The sequence below is a fragment of the Terriglobales bacterium genome (assembly GCA_035651995.1).
Taxonomy (GTDB): domain Bacteria; phylum Acidobacteriota; class Terriglobia; order Terriglobales; family Acidobacteriaceae; genus DASRER01.
The window spans coordinates 41,016-57,762 of record DASRER010000002.1 but is presented as its reverse complement, the minus strand read 5'-3'; the positions used below and the strand labels follow the sequence as shown (position 1 = coordinate 57,762).

The 16,747-nt window shown below is 63.8% G+C and carries 16 protein-coding genes and 1 tRNA gene; 12 read left to right on the top strand and 5 right to left on the bottom strand.

Annotation, left to right across the window (positions count from 1 at the left end):
- Positions 1–231: 231 nt before the first annotated feature.
- From VFA60_00300 to phoU, 7 genes are all read left to right on the top strand, one after another.
- On the top strand, positions 232–981 hold the full coding sequence (locus VFA60_00300) for a PhoU domain-containing protein (protein HZQ90214.1): 750 nt from the start codon (positions 232–234) through the stop codon (positions 979–981).
- A 104-nt stretch (positions 982–1,085) separates the two neighbouring features.
- Positions 1,086–2,093, top strand: coding sequence for a phosphate ABC transporter substrate-binding protein PstS (pstS, locus tag VFA60_00295; protein HZQ90213.1), 1,008 nt, complete (start codon positions 1,086–1,088; stop codon positions 2,091–2,093).
- A 41-nt stretch (positions 2,094–2,134) separates the two neighbouring features.
- Positions 2,135–3,745, top strand: a complete 1,611-nt coding sequence (locus VFA60_00290; GenBank protein HZQ90212.1) for a putative porin — start codon at positions 2,135–2,137, stop codon at positions 3,743–3,745.
- 113 nt (positions 3,746–3,858) lie between these two features.
- Positions 3,859–4,896, top strand: a complete 1,038-nt coding sequence (pstC, locus tag VFA60_00285) for a phosphate ABC transporter permease subunit PstC (GenBank protein HZQ90211.1) — start codon at positions 3,859–3,861, stop codon at positions 4,894–4,896.
- The gene (pstA, locus tag VFA60_00280) at positions 4,889–5,779 is read left to right on the top strand and encodes a phosphate ABC transporter permease PstA (GenBank protein ID HZQ90210.1); all 891 of its coding nucleotides are present in this window, start codon (positions 4,889–4,891) and stop codon (positions 5,777–5,779) included. The genes pstC and pstA overlap by 8 nt, the downstream gene beginning before the upstream one ends.
- Positions 5,779–6,537 (top strand): phosphate ABC transporter ATP-binding protein PstB, encoded by a 759-nt coding sequence (gene pstB / locus VFA60_00275; protein ID HZQ90209.1) that lies wholly within the window; start codon positions 5,779–5,781, stop codon positions 6,535–6,537. Before pstA ends, pstB begins: the two co-directional genes overlap by 1 nt.
- Complete coding sequence (phoU, locus tag VFA60_00270) at positions 6,534–7,238, top strand: phosphate signaling complex protein PhoU (protein ID HZQ90208.1); 705 nt, start codon at positions 6,534–6,536, stop codon at positions 7,236–7,238. Before pstB ends, phoU begins: the two co-directional genes overlap by 4 nt.
- A gap of 131 nt (positions 7,239–7,369) precedes the next feature.
- Here phoU and VFA60_00265 read toward each other — a convergent pair whose 3' ends face one another.
- The gene (locus VFA60_00265) at positions 7,370–8,146 is read right to left on the bottom strand and encodes a sulfite exporter TauE/SafE family protein (protein ID HZQ90207.1); all 777 of its coding nucleotides are present in this window, start codon (positions 8,144–8,146) and stop codon (positions 7,370–7,372) included.
- 174 nt (positions 8,147–8,320) lie between these two features.
- Positions 8,321–8,707: a DoxX family membrane protein gene (locus VFA60_00260; GenBank protein ID HZQ90206.1), complete on the bottom strand. Its 387-nt coding sequence runs from the start codon at positions 8,705–8,707 to the stop codon at positions 8,321–8,323.
- Between the two features lie 85 nt (positions 8,708–8,792).
- On the opposite strand from VFA60_00260, the gene VFA60_00255 reads away from it, so the two are divergent.
- The gene (locus tag VFA60_00255; GenBank protein ID HZQ90205.1) at positions 8,793–9,164 is read left to right on the top strand and encodes a rhodanese-like domain-containing protein; all 372 of its coding nucleotides are present in this window, start codon (positions 8,793–8,795) and stop codon (positions 9,162–9,164) included.
- Positions 9,165–9,268: 104 nt separating this feature from the next.
- Here the strand turns inward: VFA60_00255 and VFA60_00250 are convergent, their stop codons facing one another.
- Positions 9,269–10,255: a DUF1028 domain-containing protein gene (locus tag VFA60_00250; GenBank protein ID HZQ90204.1), complete on the bottom strand. Its 987-nt coding sequence runs from the start codon at positions 10,253–10,255 to the stop codon at positions 9,269–9,271.
- A 92-nt stretch (positions 10,256–10,347) separates the two neighbouring features.
- Here VFA60_00250 and VFA60_00245 point away from each other — a divergent pair, with 92 nt between their 5' ends.
- Entirely contained in the window at positions 10,348–12,324 is a 1,977-nt protein-coding gene (locus VFA60_00245; GenBank protein ID HZQ90203.1) for a prolyl oligopeptidase family serine peptidase, read from the top strand.
- An 86-nt stretch (positions 12,325–12,410) separates the two neighbouring features.
- Here the strand turns inward: VFA60_00245 and VFA60_00240 are convergent, their stop codons facing one another.
- A complete protein-coding gene (locus VFA60_00240) occupies positions 12,411–12,620 on the bottom strand; it encodes a hypothetical protein (GenBank protein HZQ90202.1) in 210 nt (69 codons plus the stop codon).
- Positions 12,621–12,755: 135 nt separating this feature from the next.
- Here VFA60_00240 and VFA60_00235 point away from each other — a divergent pair, with 135 nt between their 5' ends.
- Entirely contained in the window at positions 12,756–13,466 is a 711-nt protein-coding gene (locus VFA60_00235) for a helix-turn-helix domain-containing protein (protein ID HZQ90201.1), read from the top strand.
- A gap of 265 nt (positions 13,467–13,731) precedes the next feature.
- Here the strand turns inward: VFA60_00235 and VFA60_00230 are convergent, their stop codons facing one another.
- On the bottom strand, positions 13,732–13,902 hold the full coding sequence (locus tag VFA60_00230) for a zinc ribbon domain-containing protein (GenBank protein HZQ90200.1): 171 nt from the start codon (positions 13,900–13,902) through the stop codon (positions 13,732–13,734).
- 259 nt (positions 13,903–14,161) lie between these two features.
- On the opposite strand from VFA60_00230, the gene VFA60_00225 reads away from it, so the two are divergent.
- Both VFA60_00225 and VFA60_00220 read left to right on the top strand, forming a co-directional pair.
- Positions 14,162–16,423 (top strand): tetratricopeptide repeat protein, encoded by a 2,262-nt coding sequence (locus VFA60_00225; protein ID HZQ90199.1) that lies wholly within the window; start codon positions 14,162–14,164, stop codon positions 16,421–16,423.
- 54 nt (positions 16,424–16,477) lie between these two features.
- Positions 16,478–16,554: transfer RNA gene (locus VFA60_00220), tRNA-Val, on the top strand.
- The last annotated feature ends 193 nt before the right edge of the window (positions 16,555–16,747 follow it).

Sequence of the window (16,747 nt, the reverse complement as noted above, 5' to 3'; positions counted from 1 at the left end):
CCAAAACGGGAAGATTGCGGTTTCGGGAACCGCTCGGAGCTAACGGAAGGTGGGGGAGGAGGCCAGGGCGGAACGTCTTCGACAGCGCGATTTTCAGGAATTTTACGCGGCATTCACGGAGCCTTAACCAAGCGGCGGCATGCTAGCTGCAAGCAGGTCCGGCGCCGGCCTGGACCTCCCTAACCCCCGCAGCCAGGCCGGTGGCCGGACCAGGAGATTCGGGAGGATGCTGTGACTTCCACCGCGATGCCCGCGCCCGACCCAAACAACAGCAGCAGCGAGGTGCTCCAGCGTACGCTGGAGGCCTGCCGGATTGCCGGGAGCGCCGCTACGCATGCGGCCGACGCGCTGGTGAACGGGACGCGATACTCGTTCGTGGCCGTCCATCAATGCGAGGAGCAACTCGATCGGCTGGATGCCGAGATCGACGAACGCGTCACCCGGGCGGTCGTGCATGCGGGTGAGCGGGAAGTACGCCAGCTCCTGGCGTGCCTCAAACTGGTGGTGGACCTGGAACGCATTGGCGACCTGGTGGTGAGCTTTGCCGAGCGGGTGGCGATCGTGCGCTCGCGCATCGAGATGGACGACCTGGAAATGCTGACCCGCATGGCGTCGGTGCTGGAGGCGATGCTGACCCACGTCCGGGGCGCCTTCCAGGAGCGCGACATTGACGCCGCGCTCGACGTGCTGCGCATGGATTCGGAGATGGACCGCCTGCGGAACCTGGTGGTGATCCGCCATACCGAGGGCCACGATGCGCTGCGCGGCATGCACAGCCTGCACGTGCTCTTCATGGCGCAGGCGCTGGAACGCGCCGGCGATCACGTGAAGAACGTGGCCGAAGAAGTCTGCCATCTGGTGAGCGGCCACACCGTGCGCCACCTGCTGCGCGCCAAGGACAAGCCATTCGAGCAGATGTTTCTGCAATGGTTGCTGGAGCGCAACGCGGGCGCGGCGGCGCCGCGACGCCTACCTTCCTGATCTCGCCTTCGGGCGGGTATTCACCAGATTTTCAAACGACATTAACCAGCCTTTAAAGATTCGAACCTACTAATCAGGAGGAGAACACACTTCGGAGGCATGCCTTGATCAAGAAATTGCTGGTGGTCCTGGCCGCCATGATGTTTGCGCTATCGGCGGCAGCGGCAACCAATCTGAACGGCGCCGGCGCCACTTTTCCCTATCCGATTTACTCAAAGTGGTTCAGCGAATACCACAATCAGCATCCGGACGTAGAGATCAACTACCAGTCGATCGGTTCGGGCGGCGGCATCCGCCAGTTGCTGGCGGGGACCGTGGACTTCGGCGCCAGCGACGGCCCCATGACCGACGCGCAATTGAGCGAGGCCAAGATCAAGATTTACCACCTGCCCACCGTCCTCGGGGCGGTGGTGCCGGCATACAACATTCCCGGCTTCAAGGGCGAGCTGAAGTTCACGCCGGCGATTCTCGCCGGCATCTTCCTGGGCCGCATCACGGCGTGGAATGACGCAGCCATCGCGAAGGCGAACCCGGGCGTCAACCTGCCCAACCAGGCGATCGTGGTGGTGCACCGCTCGGACGGCAGCGGAACGAGCTTTATCTGGACCGACTATCTTTCCAAAGTTTCCAATGACTGGCGCGACAGCGTGGGCAAGGGCACTTCGGTGAAGTGGCCCGTGGGACTGGGCGCCAAGGGGAACGAGGGAGTGGCCGGCATGGTGCGCCAGATGGACGGCGCGCTCGGCTACCTGGAGCTGATCTACGCGCTGCAGAACAACATTCCTTATGGGCCGGTGCAGAACGCATCGGGCCAGTTCGTGAAGGCGTCGCTGGAGTCAACCACCGCGGCGGCTGCTTCGGTCACCAACATGCCGGCGGACTTCCGCGTGTCAATTACCAACGCGCCGGGCAAGGAAGCGTACCCGATCTCCAGCTTTACGTGGCTGCTGGTGCCGGCCCAGTGGAGCGACGGCAACAAAAAAAGAGTCATCACCGACTTCCTGACCTGGATGCTCGATTCAGGGCAGGGAATGACGCAGCAGCTTCACTACGCGCCTCTGCCGAAAGCGGTGGCGGAAAAAGTCCGCGCGCGCATCAAGGAGATCCGTTAACTCACACGTTTGACTGAACGACTTCATTCCTGAGAGGACCCATGAAGCAAGTTCTTGTGTGGCTGTTGATCGTGAGTTGCGCCGCGCCGGCGGCGTCACAGCCGTCCGGCTCCACCACGAAGAAGCGAAGCACGGCCAAGGGCGCCGCCACGGCGAAGGCCCCGGCGGCAAAGCCCCCGGCGGTCACAGCCGAGGACCTGCGCGCGCTGCGTGAGGCGCTGGCAGCACAGCAGCAGCAGATCCTGCAGTTGCAGCAGGAGCTGCGGCAGCACGATGCGCAGTGGCAGCAGGCACAACAAGCAGCCCAGCAGGCCCAGGCTGCCGCCAACCAGGCTGAGACCAAGGCGGCCGAGGTTGCCACCGCGGCCACCGAGGCCAGCAGCGGCATGAATCAGCTCAAGTCCGACGTGGCTGACGTGAAACTCAACCAGACCAACGCCGCCGTGAGCACGCAGGAAGACCAGAAGCGCATTGGGGCGCTGGAAGGTCTGCTGGGACGCTTCCGTTTCTCGGGCGACATGCGTGTCCGCGGCGAGAGTTTCGCGCAGGACAATGCGGTTGACCGGTTCCGCGCCCGCATCCGCGCGCGCCTGGGCATCGACGGCAAGCTGGGTGAGGATTTTACCGGCGGCATCTACCTGGCGACCGGCGCGGTCGTGAACGGCGCGCCTGACTTCAAGGACCCGGTTTCCACGAACGAGACCCTGACCAGCTTTTTCGAGCGCAAGACGATCGGCGTGGATCGCGGCTGGATCACCTACAACCCGGCGGCGCACAAGTGGCTTTCGCTGACCGGCGGCAAATGGGCGTACAGCTGGACGCGCACGCCGATGACGTGGGACAACGACACCAATCCGGAAGGCTTCAATGAGAAGATTTCGCTGGAGCTTTCCAATAAGGTGTTCAAGAACTTCCAGGCACAGGCCATCCAACTGTTGTTCAACGAAGTCGGCGGCGTGCAGGACTCGAATGCGGTGGGCGGCAGCTTCCAGACGCGCATGCAGCTGGGGAAGCGGTGGACGCTGATTCCGGTCTACAACATCCTGAACTGGAACAACGCCGACGCGATCGCGCAGGCCGCCAGCCCCTCGGGCGCCGGTGTTCGCATCATCAATGCGAACACGTTCAGCAACGCGAGCAGGGTGACCGGCACCGGGAGTGCGGCAGTTACGCGCTTTGTCTCGGGCTTCCTCTACAACGAGGTCATTCTCGACAACACAATCACGACGAAGTGGTCGCGATACCCGGTCCGCATCCTGATCGACTACCTGCAGAACCCGCGGGCGAAGCTGAACCCTCTCAACCCGGCAACTGTCGACAAACAGGACAAGGCGTACTGGTTCGAGGGCACCATCGGCCAGCAGCGGCTGCGTAACGACCTGCAGTTCGGTTACAGCTTCGCGCGCATCGAGCAGGACGCGGTGATCTCGCAGTTTAACGAGAGCGATATGAGGGCGGCCACGAATGTGCTGCAACACCGGGTGTACTTCAACTGGCTGCTGCGCCCCAACACCACGGTGAGCTACACGCTGTGGATCGGCCGTACGTTGAATACCGCCCTGCAAAACGCCGCCCGCGCACCGGGAATTGGGCCGGGCGGAACCGATCCGTGGCTGAAGCGGCAACAGCTGGACCTCATCTACCGCTTCTAGGCTGTTCCCCCTGACTGAAGCCGGAGGCCCGCGACGGCGCCTCCGGCAATTTTTTCCCTTCGCAACCGGCCTTTAACACGACATTAACAATCGCTGGCTAGCATGGAGCAGAGATGGATGCCCCCATCCTCAGACCCCCCTCCGCCCAGCCGGCGCCCGAGCGCGAGTTGCGCCCCGTGGTCGCGGTCCCGCCGCGCAGCGCGAGCTCGCGCGTGGCAGAGCGCCCCACCGGACGGATTCCCGACCTGCTGTTCAAGGCGCTGATCGCCCTCTGCGCCCTCTCGGTGATCACGATTGTGGTGCTCATCGTGATGGAGCTGGTTCACGGATCGCAACTCTCGTTGAAGCAGTTTGGCTGGAAGTTCTTTTTCGCCCAGACATGGGACCCGGTGGCGGGCGATTTCGGCGCGCTCCCATTCATCTTCGGGACGCTGGTCTCCTCCGGGATCGCGTTGTTGCTGGCCGTGCCCCTGGGTGTGGGGGTGGCGATCTTCGCTACCGAGATGTGTTCCCGTCCGCTGCGCGGGCCGCTGTTTTTCCTGGTGGAACTGCTGGCGGCGATACCCAGCGTGATCTACGGGCTGTGGGGCATTTTCGTCCTCGCGCCGCTGCTTCGTACGGTGGTGGAGCCGTGGCTGGCCAAGTACTTCAAGTGGACGGGCCTGTTTGAAGGCCCGATGTATGGCATTGGCATGCTGGCCGCCGGGCTGATTCTGGCGGTGATGGTGGTGCCGTTCGTTGCGTCGATTACGCGCGAGGTGATGATGGCGGTGCCGCGCGCGCAAAAAGAGGCGGTGCTGGCGCTGGGGGCGACGCGCTGGGAGATGATCCGCGTGGGTGTGCTGCGGAACGCCCGCATCGGAATCGTCGGCGGCGTGATCCTGGGACTCGGCCGCGCGCTGGGCGAAACGATGGCGGTCACGATGGTGATCGGCAATCGGCCGGAGATCGCCAGGTCGCTGTTTGCGCCCGGCTACACGCTGGCCAGCGTGATCGCCAACGAATTCACCGAGGCCACCGAAAACATCTACCTCTCGGCGCTGGTCGAGATCGCGCTGGCCCTGTTCATCGTGACGTTGATCGTCAACGCGGCAGCGCGCCTGCTGGTTTGGAGCATCACCCGCGGCGCGCCGGCGAGGTCGCATGGCTAGCGCCGCAACCAGCATCGTTGTGCGCGGAACGCGGCTGGCTTCCATCCGCCGCAGCGTCGTCGATAAGCTTGTTCTGCTGCTGACGGTGGTGGCCGCGTTGCTGGTGCTGGCCCCACTTTTTGCCATCTTCGGATACCTGGTTTATCGAGGGGTCGGCTCGGTGAACTGGGCGCTTTTGACGCAGACTCCCAAGCCGGTCGGCGAACCGGGCGGCGGCATGGCGAATGCGATCGTGGGCACGGGGATGATTTTGGCGATCGCCAGTTGCATCGGCGTCCCGCTCGGGGTTGGCGCCGGAGTGTTCCTTTCGGAGTTCGGCCGGAACAAGTGGGGCAACGCGGTGCGCTTCACTGCCGATGTGCTGAACGGCGTGCCCTCGATCGTGATGGGCGTGGTGGCGTACTCGCTGGTGGTGGTGCCGCAGAAGCACTTCTCGGCCTTCGCCGGAGGTGTGGCGTTGGGCATCATGATGATTCCGACCGTCACGCGCGCCACCGAAGAGATGCTGCTGATGGTTCCGTACTCGGTGCGCGAGGCGGCGCTGGGACTTGGCGTGCCGCAATGGCGAACCACGATCTCGGTCACCCTAAGGACGGCGGCCGGCGGCATCATCACCGGCATCATGCTGGCGTTTGCGCGCGTGGCCGGCGAGACGGCGCCGCTGCTGTTCACCGCTTTCGGCAACCAGTTCTGGAACCTGAAGCCGAACCAGCCCACGGCCGCGCTGTCGCTGCAGGTCTTTGCTTACGCCATCTCACCGTTCGATGAGTGGCACCGCCAGGCGTGGGCGGGCGCGCTGGTGCTCATTCTGCTGATCGTGGTGGCGTTCGCGGCGGTGCGGCTGGTGGTGCGGCATGGCGTGCTCGGCCACGGAGGAGACTGATGGGCGTCAGCGTCAAGGTGGACAACCTGAGCGCCTGGTTCGGCGCCACGCAGGCGCTCTACGACATTGTGATGGAGGTGCCGGCGAACCACGCGACCGCCATCATCGGCCCGTCGGGCTGCGGCAAGTCGACGTTCGTGCGCTGCCTGAACCGCATGCACGAAACGATTCCCGGAACACGGGTACAGGGCAGCGTGCGCGTGGGCGCGCTCGACGTCTACAACGGGTCGGGCGCGGTGGAGGTCAGGCGCCGGCTCGGGATGGTGTTCCAGAAGCCGAACCCGTTTCCGACGATGTCCATTTACGACAACGTGGCGGCGGGCCTGAGGCTGAACGGCATACGCAACCGTCGCGTGCTCGACGAGACCGTGGAGCGTTCCCTGCGCCTGGCGGCATTGTGGGACGAGGTGAAAGACGTGCTGAAGAAGAAGTCGGGCGCGTCGCTCTCCGGCGGCCAGCAGCAGCGACTGTGCATTGCGCGCGCGCTGGCGGTGGAACCCGAGGTCATGCTCATGGACGAGCCCGCGTCGGCGCTCGATCCCATCTCGACGGCGAAGATCGAAGACCTGATCTTCCAGCTGAAAGAGCAGTACACCATCGTGATCGTGACGCACAATATGCAGCAGGCGGCGCGTGTGGCCGAGTACACCGGGTTCTTCCTGATGGGCAAACTGGTGGAGTTTGACAAGACCCAAAAGATCTTTACGACCCCGTCTGACAAGCGGACGGAGGATTACATCACCGGAAGGTTTGGATGACGCGCACACGCTTTCACCAGGGCCTGGACGAGCTGCGTGAAAAGCTGCTGACCATGGGCGGCATGGCCGAACAGGCCGTGGAGCTGGCGACGCAGGCCTATCGCAATCGCGACCTGAAGACGTGCAAGGCAGTGCTTACCGGCGAGCACGCCATCAACGCCGCCGAACGCGAGATCGATGAACTGGCCATCGACCTGCTCGCGATGCAGCAGCCCATGGCCGTGGACCTGCGCTTCATCACCGCCGTGATGAAGATCAACGCTGACCTGGAGCGGGTGGGCGACCAGGCAGTGAACGTGGTCGAACGCGTGATGAACCTGGTGAAGGCGCCGCAGGTGGACCTGCCGGTGGACATTCCTCGGATCGCGTCCACCGCAGCGGGCATGGTCCGGCGCGCGCTGGAATCGTTCATCGAGGGCAAGGCCGAGCTGGCCGAGGCTGTGCTCAAGATGGACGACATCGTTGACCGCATGAACGACGAAGCCTATGTCGTGCTGGTAAACCGCATGACGCAGGCGCCGCAGGTGATTCCGCAGGCGCTCGACACGCTGCTCATCTCCCGCAACCTGGAGCGGGTGGCCGACCATGCGACAAACATCGCAGAAGATGTCATCTTCTGGGTGCGCGGCGCCGACGTGCGCCATAGCTTCGGCGACGCCCAGCAGCAGGCAGCCGAGAAAACGCCGCCGAGAACGACGTAAACCAGCGACCGGCCATCAGCATTCAGCCCCTTGAACGATCGTGCCAAGACGCAAGCCGCTCGCGGGCAAGCCGGCCAGCCGCCGACGGCCGATCAGCCATGACCTGGCGCGAGACGCAGCCAGCCACGTCGCTACACGCCTGTTTTCCAGAAGAAATACGCCGTCATAGCGCAGGCGATCACGATCACCAGCACGCGCACTTTCGCCGGATCGAAGCGGCGCACGACGCGCGCGCCCGCCCATCCGCCCACGATGCTGCCGGCGACCATGAGCACCGCCTCCGGCCACGCCACGATGCGCGCCGTGATGAACGTGACCACCGCCACGCCGTTGATCGCGCCCACCAAGAGGTTCTTGTAAGCGTTCATGCTGTGGATGTTTTCCAGTCCGGTGAGGGAAAGAATGGCAAGCATCAGGATGCCGATGCCGGCGCCGAAGAAACCGCCGTAAATCGCCGCCGCGAGTTGCAGCACGATGACCAGCGGCAGGGGCAGCACGGGAGCGTGGCGTGCGGCGTTGTTGCGGGCGCGGAGCGCGTTCGCCAGCTTTCCCCCAAACGCAAAGATGGCCGTTGCCACAAGCAGCAGCCAAGGAATGAGGCGCACGAACGTTTGCGGACGCGTGCGCAGCAGGATGGTCGCGCCGGAAACGCCACCCACCACGCCGACCACGATCAGGGTGATGAACAACGCGCGCGTCATGCCGCCGAAGTCCTCACGATAAGCGCGCGCGCTGGCCAGAGTGCCGGGCCAGAGGGCTACCGTGTTGGTAGCGTTCGCGCTGACCGGGGCGATGCCGGTGAAGATGAGGGCAGGGAAGGCGATGAAGCTGCCGCCGCCGGCGACCGAATTGAGCGCGCCCGCCAACACCGCCGCCGCGAACAGGAGCGCTGCGCTCGCCGGATGCATGCACCCAGCATTATCACCGAAAAGCATTTGTGATTTGCGATTGGTGATTTGCGAGTCAGGTTCGTGCGCCGAAAAGCATTGGTGATTTGCGATTTGGACTCGCCCTGACCAGGAGCTAGGGGAACAGCCACAAATCCCAAATCCTGAAATCACAAATTACAAATCACAAATGTCTTACTTCCAGAGTACATACTGGCCGCCGTTGGTCGCGATGATGACCAGGTTCATCACCACGAACATGAGGTCGTAATGCCAGCCTTGTCCCTGCTTGCCCCAGAAGCCGGTTTTCCAGACAAAGATCTTCTTCTGGATGGCGCCGAGCATCACAAGGATGAGGCCGGCGGCGGCGAGCTGGATGAGCACTCCGAGGCCGACGCCGAGTCCGCCGGCGAGTTCGGCGGCGCCGAGGAAAATGGTTAGGCCCTTGCTCGCCTCGATGCTTTTGGCGCGGGCCTCGGGATCTTTCAGGTGGTTGTAGCCGCTGCTGACGAAGACTGCGGCGATCAGCAGCCGCAGCAGCAGCAGGGCGCAGTCGGTGAAGCGAGCCAATGCGGGGAACATGGTCCACCCCCGGATTCACCGGTTTGAGGTGTGCAACAATATCAGGTTCGCTGGTGAGATTCCGAGCGGCGCAGGAGGTTACATCGTGCAGCATTCCCCGCGTTTCCTACAGATTGTGAACGATGCCAAGAAGCGCGTCCGGCAGATGAACGTGGACGAGGTGAAGGCGCGCATGGACCGCGGCGATAAATTCGTTCTGGTGGACGTGCGCGAGGAGAGCGAGTACGCCAAGGACCATCTGCCCGGCGCGATCCATTTAGGCAAGGGCGTTATCGAGCGCGACATCGAAGCGCGCGTGCCCGACACGGGCGCCCATGTCGTGCTCTATTGTGGCGGCGGTTTTCGCTCGGCGCTGGCGGCCGACAATCTGCAAAAGATGGGCTACAGCAACGTGATTTCCATGGACGGCGGGATTCGTGGCTGGAGAGAGAAGGGTTACCCGCTGACGCGGGAGTAGTTGTCCGTCGCGGCGAAAACGCGGGCCCGGGCCGGCAAGCCTGACGACTGCGAGGTGCTGCCGCCCGGGTTGGGGTCCTTCGACTTCGCCCAGGATGACGAAGATTATTTTGTAGCTGGTGGAAACAGCTTCTCGAGAAATTCCTGATCGTCCATGACTGGCTTGAATGCCGGGCGCACCTGCACGATGGCGTCCCAATTTTTCTGGAAGTCAGGATCGAGTTCACGCGCGCGGCGGAATTCGGTGAGGGCGGCGTCCTTGTCGCCCGCCAGATAATTCAGCAGCCCCAGATTCAAGTGCGGCCCCGGGCGCTCGGGAGCGTATTTCACGGCCATGGCCGCGGCGTCGCGCGCTTCCGGATATTTCTTGTCGGTGAGCAGCTTGAACGAGCGGTCTTGATAATTCGAAAGCAGGGCCACGTTGAGCAGGCGACGCAGCTCGGTAAGCGGGTCGGGGTTGTCGTCAACGTTGAGGTACAGGTAGCGGTCGTTGTTGGTGTTGCGGCCGCACTTGTCGCAGACGATGAGCATCGAGGCCGATTGGCGTCCGCGCTTGTCGCCGCCCGCGGCGTCGCCGGCTTTGAGGGCAGCGAAGAGTTTTTCCGCGAATTCGCCTTGCGCCTCGTCGAAGGCCTTGCCCATCGCCTCGGGCACCTGCGGGCCGACGAGAATGTTGCCCTGCGCCGACCATGTCTTGCCCTGGCGGTCGCCCGCCCAGGTGGGCGCGTTGGGACCGGTGTAGGCGGCGATGTTGCCCTTGGCGTCGACGACGGCGACCTGGCGGCCGTCCTTGCCGTCGAACTTGTCTTCGGCGAGCAGCTGTTCCACAACTTTCTGCGCGGTCAGGCCTTGCCGCAGCAACTCGAGCGCGCGGCGTCCGTAGCCGACGTTGACGTTGGCCTGGGTGGCGGCGGCGCCCACGTTCGCCTCGGCCCAGGGCACGACCGAACCGACCGAGAAGTAGCGCGAGGCGACGGCGACGCCCATCTGGCCGGTGGCGGGATCGCGGGCGACGATGGAGAAGGTGGAGACGGGGGTTTGGGCCGCGGCGGTGACGGCCAGCGCAAGCAGCGGGATAAATCGCTTCAACATGGAGTGTCGATTCTACCCGAGCCGCTTCTCCCTTGATTCGCCACGCGGTTGCCTCTAAGCTTTGCTCCCGTTTTCATCCGGTGAGGACATACATGTTCAAGCGCGCGCAAACCTTCAGTGCAAGTCTCATTCTCGCAACTCTGGTTTGGGCCCAGGGCGCGCCGCCGGCTTCCGCGCCTGTCTTCAAGCCGGGCGACAACCTGGTGACGCAGGGGATTCCGCCGGTGCCGATGTCGGTGGTGCAGCAGGCGGACCGCTACACCGAGACGCGGGGCGCTTCGCTGTTCGATTGGGAGCCGACCAAGCGCGAAATGTTGATCGGCACGCGCTTCGGCGACACCGTGCAGGTGCACTGGGTGAAGATGCCGGGCGGCGCGCGCAAGCAGATGACCTTCTTCCCCGACCGCGTGGCGGGTGCGGCTTTCCAGCCCAGGAGCGGCAAGTATTTCGTGATCCACAAAGACGTGGGCGGGGGCGAGTGGTTCCAGTACTACCGCTACGACGTCGGCTCGGGCGACATCACCCTGCTGACCGACGGCAAGTCGCGCAACCTGGCGGCGGTGTTCTCCCACGCCGGTGATCGGATGGCGTATACCTCAACGCGCCGAACCGGGCAGGACACCGATCTGTGGGTCATCGATCCGCGCGATCCCAAGTCGGACCGCATGCTGCTTCAGTTGCAGGGCGGCGGATGGGGCCCGACGAAGTGGTCGCCGGACGATACCAAGATTCTGCTGACCGAATTCATCTCGGCCAACGAGAGCAAGCTCTGGCTGGTGGACGTGGCGGCGGCGACCAAGACGCTGCTGCTCGACGGCAGCGCGGGGAAGGAAAAAGTCTTCTACGGTCCCGCCACGTTCAGCCACGACGCCAAGGGCATCTATCTGACCACCGACAAGGATTCCGAGTTCCACCGTCTGGCCTACTGCGATCTCGCCAGCAAACAGCTTACCTATCTGACGACGTCCATTCCGTGGGACATCGAAGAATACGACCTGAGCGAGGATGGGCGCACGATCGCCTTCGCCGCCAATCAGAACGGCACCAGCGTGCTGCACTTTCTTGATACCGCCACGCGGAAGGAAAAGCCGGCGCCCAAACTTCCGGCGGGCGTGATCAGCGGGCTGAAGTGGCATCCCAATAACCGCGACGTGGGCTTCGCACTCAGCTGGGCGCAGGCGCCGGCCGACGTCTATTCGGTGGACGTGCAGACCGGCGTCCTGTCGCGCTGGACGGAGAGCGAAACCGGCGGGCTCAACGCCGGGAACTTCGCCGTCCCTGAGCTGATCACCTGGAAGAGCTTCGACGGGCTGTCGATGTCGGGCTATCTCTACAAGCCGCCGGCGAAGTTCGGCGGCAAGCGCCCGGTGATCGTGAACATCCACGGAGGGCCGGAGGGGCAGTCGCGGCCAAGCTTCATCGGGCTGAACAACTATTACCTGAACGAGCTGGGCGTGGCCATCGTGTACCCGAACGTGCGCGGTTCGACCGGCTACGGCAAGACGTTCCTCGCGAAAGACAACGGCACGCTGCGCGAAGACACCTACAAGGACATTGGCGCGCTGCTGGACTGGATCAAGCAGCAGCCCGGGCTCGACCCCGACAAGGTGATGATCACCGGCGGCAGTTACGGCGGACACATGACCTACGCCGTGGCGTACTACTACAGCGACCGCATCTGCTGCTCGCTGCCGGTGGTGGGCATCACCAGCCTGGTCACGCTACTGGAGCACACCGAGGCTTACCGCCGCGACCTGCGCCGAGTGGAGTACGGCGACGAGCGCGATCCGAAGATGCGCGAGTACCTGACGCGCATTGCGCCCATGAGCAACGCGCAGAAGATCCAGAAGCCGCTCTTCGCCGTGGTGGGCAAGAACGATCCGCGCGTGCCGTACAGCGAGAGCGTGCAGATCCTGGACAAGATCCGCGCCAACGGCGTGCCGGTGTGGTTCCTGCTCGCCAACGACGAGGGCCACGGCTACGCCAAGAAGAAGAACCGCGACTTCCAGTTCTACGCAACGATCATGTTCGTCCGGCGATTCCTGCTGGGCGAGCAGGCGGCGGACTGAGAAAAGCAGTTTCGAGTTTCAAGTTTCGAGTTCTCGGCGACCTGCAAGCGGCGGCCGTGCCAGAATGGGGAACTCGCGACCCGTTTTCAGAGTGGCTCGAAGCGCTGTTCCTGGCGGCGCAGTTCGAGCAGCTCCGCCAGTGTGGCCGCCATTTCGGTCATGGCCAGCGCGATGGACTGGAGCGCCATCTGCTCAGGCGTGTAGACGCCTCCGCCAGAGAAGGGCTGCGTGCATCGGCGGCGAACTGCATCCGCTGGGGAAACCACGTCGGTCTCTTTACGCCTGCGTGCGTTCACGATTTCGCTAAGTCAGTATGACGCTTTCGCCAGCCGCTGCGCGTGATAAGCTGAAGCAGCATAGCTCGTATACGCAATACGTAATACGCTACGAGGTCATATTTGTCAACCACAAAGAGAGGCCGGGCTGTGGAAATGGTCCCGGCGCGTCCGGAATGGGCCCGCCGGGTGGCGGACCTGCGGCTGTCGCTGGGCATTACGCGGGCGCAATTCGCACACCTGATGGCCGTTTCCTACCCCACGATCTGGCGCTGGGAGAGCGGTGAGGACGAGCCTACGCGAGAGAACTGGCGCCGGCTGGCGGAGTTAGCGCACGATCGTGGCAGCGATCGCGATTACTTCGATCTGCGCGCCGGCAGCGCACCGCTGACATCGGCAGGTGCAATCGGGGGTGTTCGGGCGGGCGTAGCGCCGGCCAATCCGGAGGCTGACGTCGAGGCGCTGCGGGTTGTCACCGTCTTGCGGCAGGCGGTCTCGATTGCGCAAATCCGTTCGATCGACGAGCGAGATGTCGCGTTTCGCATGCGCGTTCCCGCCAGCATGTGTCCAAATGAAGGAAGCGTGTTTGGCATTCCGGTTCCTGACGGCTCGATGGCGCCCAGTCTGACCTCGGGGCAGATAGCGATTGTTGACGCTACCGCTGTTAAAGCGCGCGAGCTGGTCGGACGGACGGTGGTAGCGATAGCCGCTGACGGGCGCGTGCTCATTCGTTCGCTGCGCAGGGCCTCTGGCGCCTTGCTGCTCCTGGCGACCCAACCCGCGTTCGACGTGGTCGCCGTGGCTGAGCCGTCACGCTGGCGTTTTTTCCCTGTTCTGTGGTCGCTGTCTCCTCCGTCGAGCCGCTAACCCGGGCTGGATATTGATTCGATTCGGAATTGCGCCTCAGTCACGAAGCTCGCTCGGCTGTGGTCCCTTTGCGAAAGAAACGGGCCCCGCGGCACGACTGAGCCGCGCCCTTTCAAATCGGCCGACGTTCCTACCACCGGACTGGAACCATCGACCCATGTTACGCGCGCCGCTCAACCTGGACGTAGCAGTCAGGCCACGCGGGGCGGATCCACCCTGGGACCCGGCGCGGCACAGCCAAAACATCATCGGAAGATTTGCCGCCTTAGGCAGCGCTTTTTCTCGACGTGACGGCATAAAAAGCTGCCGGACGCTGCTCAACCTTGGTGCTGTGACAACCAGGGCAAACAATCTTCCGCTTCTCGGCCTCGGCCAGGGTCAGGACCTGAGAAAACGTCTTGTGGCAGGCGAGACACACATATTCATAGGTAGGCATGACCGCCTCGCAGAAACAAACCATTTTACTTCCAAAAAAAGGAGCGAGAGCGTCTCGGCAGGAAGCCGTCATGTACCGCAGGTCTCATTGCATTCCCCGATTGCCAGCGGTGGCGGGGAGTAATAGAATCCGCGCCACTCCCTCGTCTGCACCGGCGTTTCCCCGCGCGCTGATTGCTTTTCCGGCCCTTTTTCGCATTGCTGTTTGAGGTGGGTCTATGAGTGGCGGTCCGCGGCGCCAACCTTTTCTCCTTATTTCGTTGTTGCTCATCCTGTCGGCGTCACTGCCGGCGCAGGAGCAGCCCGCAGCGGGCGAGTCCAGCGCCGAAGAGCACCTGGCCGCCGCCCGGGAGTTCCGCCAGAAGATCGAGTGGCAAAAGGCGCTGGTCGAATACCAGGAGGCGGTGCGTCTCGCGCCTGAGTCGGCGGAAGCGCACGCCGGCCTCGGCTGGGCGCTCTCCTGGAAGGGCGACATTGACGCCGCCATGGGCGAGGAGCGCGAGGCGCTGCGGCTGGATCCGAACCTTGCCGACGCCCACTACGGCCTGGCCTGGTGCCTGAACCAGAAGGAAGACCACGACGCCGCCATTCGCGAATACCAGGAAGCGCTTCGCCTGAAGCCCGACATGGTGAAGGCGCACTACAACCTGGGCATTGCCTACGCCGAGAAGAAGGATTTCGACAACGCGATCGCCTCCTGCCGAGAAGCCATTCGGCTCAAGCCCTCCGACGCCGACGCCCACGGCGCGCTGGCGTGGGTGCTGAGCGCGAAGGGAGATACGGCAAATTCGGAGCGCGAATATCGCGAGGCGATCCGCCTGAAGCCTGACGACCTCGACAACCGCTTCAACCTGGCAATCCTGCTCGACAACAACGGACAGCCCGACGCCGCCCTGCGTGAGTACCGCGAAGCCGTGCGCATCAAGCCGGAGAGCGGCGAAGCGCATGCGCACCTGGCCGACGCGCTGAGGGAGCGCGGCGAGACCAAGGTCGCGATGAGCGAGTATCAGCGGGCGATCGAACTCGATCCCTCCGACTCCGGCAGTCACATCAACCTCGGCTCAATTCTGTTTCAGCAGAAGGACATCGAGGGCTCCATCCGCGAGTTCCGCGAAGCACTGCGCCTCAAGCCCGGCGATCCCGACGCCCATCTCGATCTGGGATTGGCACTGGAGAAGCGCGGCGCCGCCGGAGACCAGGATGCTTCCGTGGCGGAATTTCGCGAGGCGATTCGACTGAAGCCCAATCTCGCCAAGGCGCACTACAACCTGGGACAGGCGCTGGAGCGGGCGCGCGACTTTGACGGCGCGCTGGAGGAATACAAGCTGGCGGTGCAGTCAGATCCCAAGGTATCGGTCTACCAGATGCACTACAGCCGGCTGGAAGGCGAGCGCGACCTGCATCGGCTGCTGCCGGGGAACTGGTCGCATCCCATGCTGGTCGCCTTCACCATGAGCTGCGCGCTGGTGCCTTCGTTTCTGCTGCTGGGCTATTTCCGCGCGCGCGACCTGTATCCCGAGCCGGCGCGCGTGCTGTGGGCCACGTTTGCGCTGGGCATCGCCATCATCCCGCCGGTGTTGTTCATTGACGGGATGCTGGAGCCGCTGGTGCGCCTGTTCAAGACACCGATCGGGTACGGCTTCGCGGACGGTCTGTTCAACGCGGCGATTCCGGAAGAGCTGATGAAGTTCGTGGTGGTGGTGTTCTATTGCTCGCGCCACAAGGAATTCGACGAACCGATGGACGGCATCGTGTACGGTGCGGTGGCGTCGCTCGGTTTCGCGACCTTCGAGAACTTGTCCTACGTTGCCGACCGCGGCTTCTGGAACGCCGTTTGGCGCGCCGTTACCGCGGTGCCGGGCCATGCGTTCGACGGCGCGATCATGGGGTACTTCGTCGGACAGTGGCGTTTCTCCAGCCCGCGGCGCGCTGGTTTGTTGTGGAAGGGATACATCATTCCCGTGCTGATGCACTGGATCTACGATGCGCCGCTGCTGGCCTCGATGGCGGCAGGCAAACTGACGGGGGCCGAGCGCGCGGCCGCGCTCAAGAGCATCGGCCCGCTGACGTTTATTCCTGTGCTGGTGCTGGCTGGCCAGGCGGTGTGGACGGTGAAGCTGGTGAACCGCCTGCGCCGCGAGCAGGTGCAAATCACCAAGGACTCCGCCGCTGCGGCAGCCGCGTCCCTCGGCGCGGCCGACCTGGTGGCCATCGTGAAGGCGCCCGACAAGCCTCCGAGCGCCGGCCTGGGATGGGCGATGAGCTTCGCCGGCGGCACCGTCGCGCTGTTCGGCTCGTTTGTTTCGCTGGCGATTGTGATCACGTTCATCCAGCGGCATGCGGCGGGCGATGAAGCCTTCGGCAATGTGTTTGGCGCATCGGTGATCGGCGCCATCCCGCTGCTGATCGGGTTCACGCTGTTCGTGCTCGGCGTCAAGCGCGTCCACGCCAACCGGCGGCTGAAATCGGCGCAGGTTGCGGCAGCGGCATCGGCCGCCGCAGCGGCGGCGAGCGCATCGTGATCGCCGCCGTTTGCCGCGCTCGCGCGCTGCACGATAAAATCGAACGATACGCGTAGGCCCGTAGCTCAGTTGGTTAGAGCGCTTCCTTGACACGGAAGAGGTCGATGGTTCGAGTCCATTCGGGCCTACCATTCCCACCAGCCAGGGATTCTTGATTCATTGTTTCCCGCCTTGAATGAGTTCACGCTCTGACAAGCAACCCGATGAAGAATCGGACGCCCGAACGTGTCGCCCGGCGTGATGTGCGGTTTTCAGCCGCGAAGCATCCGGTGGGGAAGATGTCGGACAGGAACAGCACTTTGTCGTCGGGGATACCTTCCGGGA

Coding starts and splice junctions, on each gene's coding strand:
- VFA60_00290 (HZQ90212.1), top strand. CDS start 2,135: ATGAAGCAAGTTCTTGTGTGGCTGTTGATCGTGAGTTGCGCCGCGCCG.
- pstC (HZQ90211.1), top strand. CDS start 3,859: ATGGATGCCCCCATCCTCAGACCCCCCTCCGCCCAGCCGGCGCCCGAG.
- pstA (HZQ90210.1), top strand. CDS start 4,889: ATGGCTAGCGCCGCAACCAGCATCGTTGTGCGCGGAACGCGGCTGGCT.
- pstB (HZQ90209.1), top strand. CDS start 5,779: ATGGGCGTCAGCGTCAAGGTGGACAACCTGAGCGCCTGGTTCGGCGCC.
- phoU (HZQ90208.1), top strand. CDS start 6,534: ATGACGCGCACACGCTTTCACCAGGGCCTGGACGAGCTGCGTGAAAAG.
- VFA60_00265 (HZQ90207.1), bottom strand. CDS start 8,146: ATGCATCCGGCGAGCGCAGCGCTCCTGTTCGCGGCGGCGGTGTTGGCG.
- VFA60_00260 (HZQ90206.1), bottom strand. CDS start 8,707: ATGTTCCCCGCATTGGCTCGCTTCACCGACTGCGCCCTGCTGCTGCTG.
- VFA60_00250 (HZQ90204.1), bottom strand. CDS start 10,255: ATGTTGAAGCGATTTATCCCGCTGCTTGCGCTGGCCGTCACCGCCGCG.
- VFA60_00245 (HZQ90203.1), top strand. CDS start 10,348: ATGTTCAAGCGCGCGCAAACCTTCAGTGCAAGTCTCATTCTCGCAACT.
- VFA60_00235 (HZQ90201.1), top strand. CDS start 12,756: ATGGTCCCGGCGCGTCCGGAATGGGCCCGCCGGGTGGCGGACCTGCGG.
- VFA60_00230 (HZQ90200.1), bottom strand. CDS start 13,902: ATGCCTACCTATGAATATGTGTGTCTCGCCTGCCACAAGACGTTTTCT.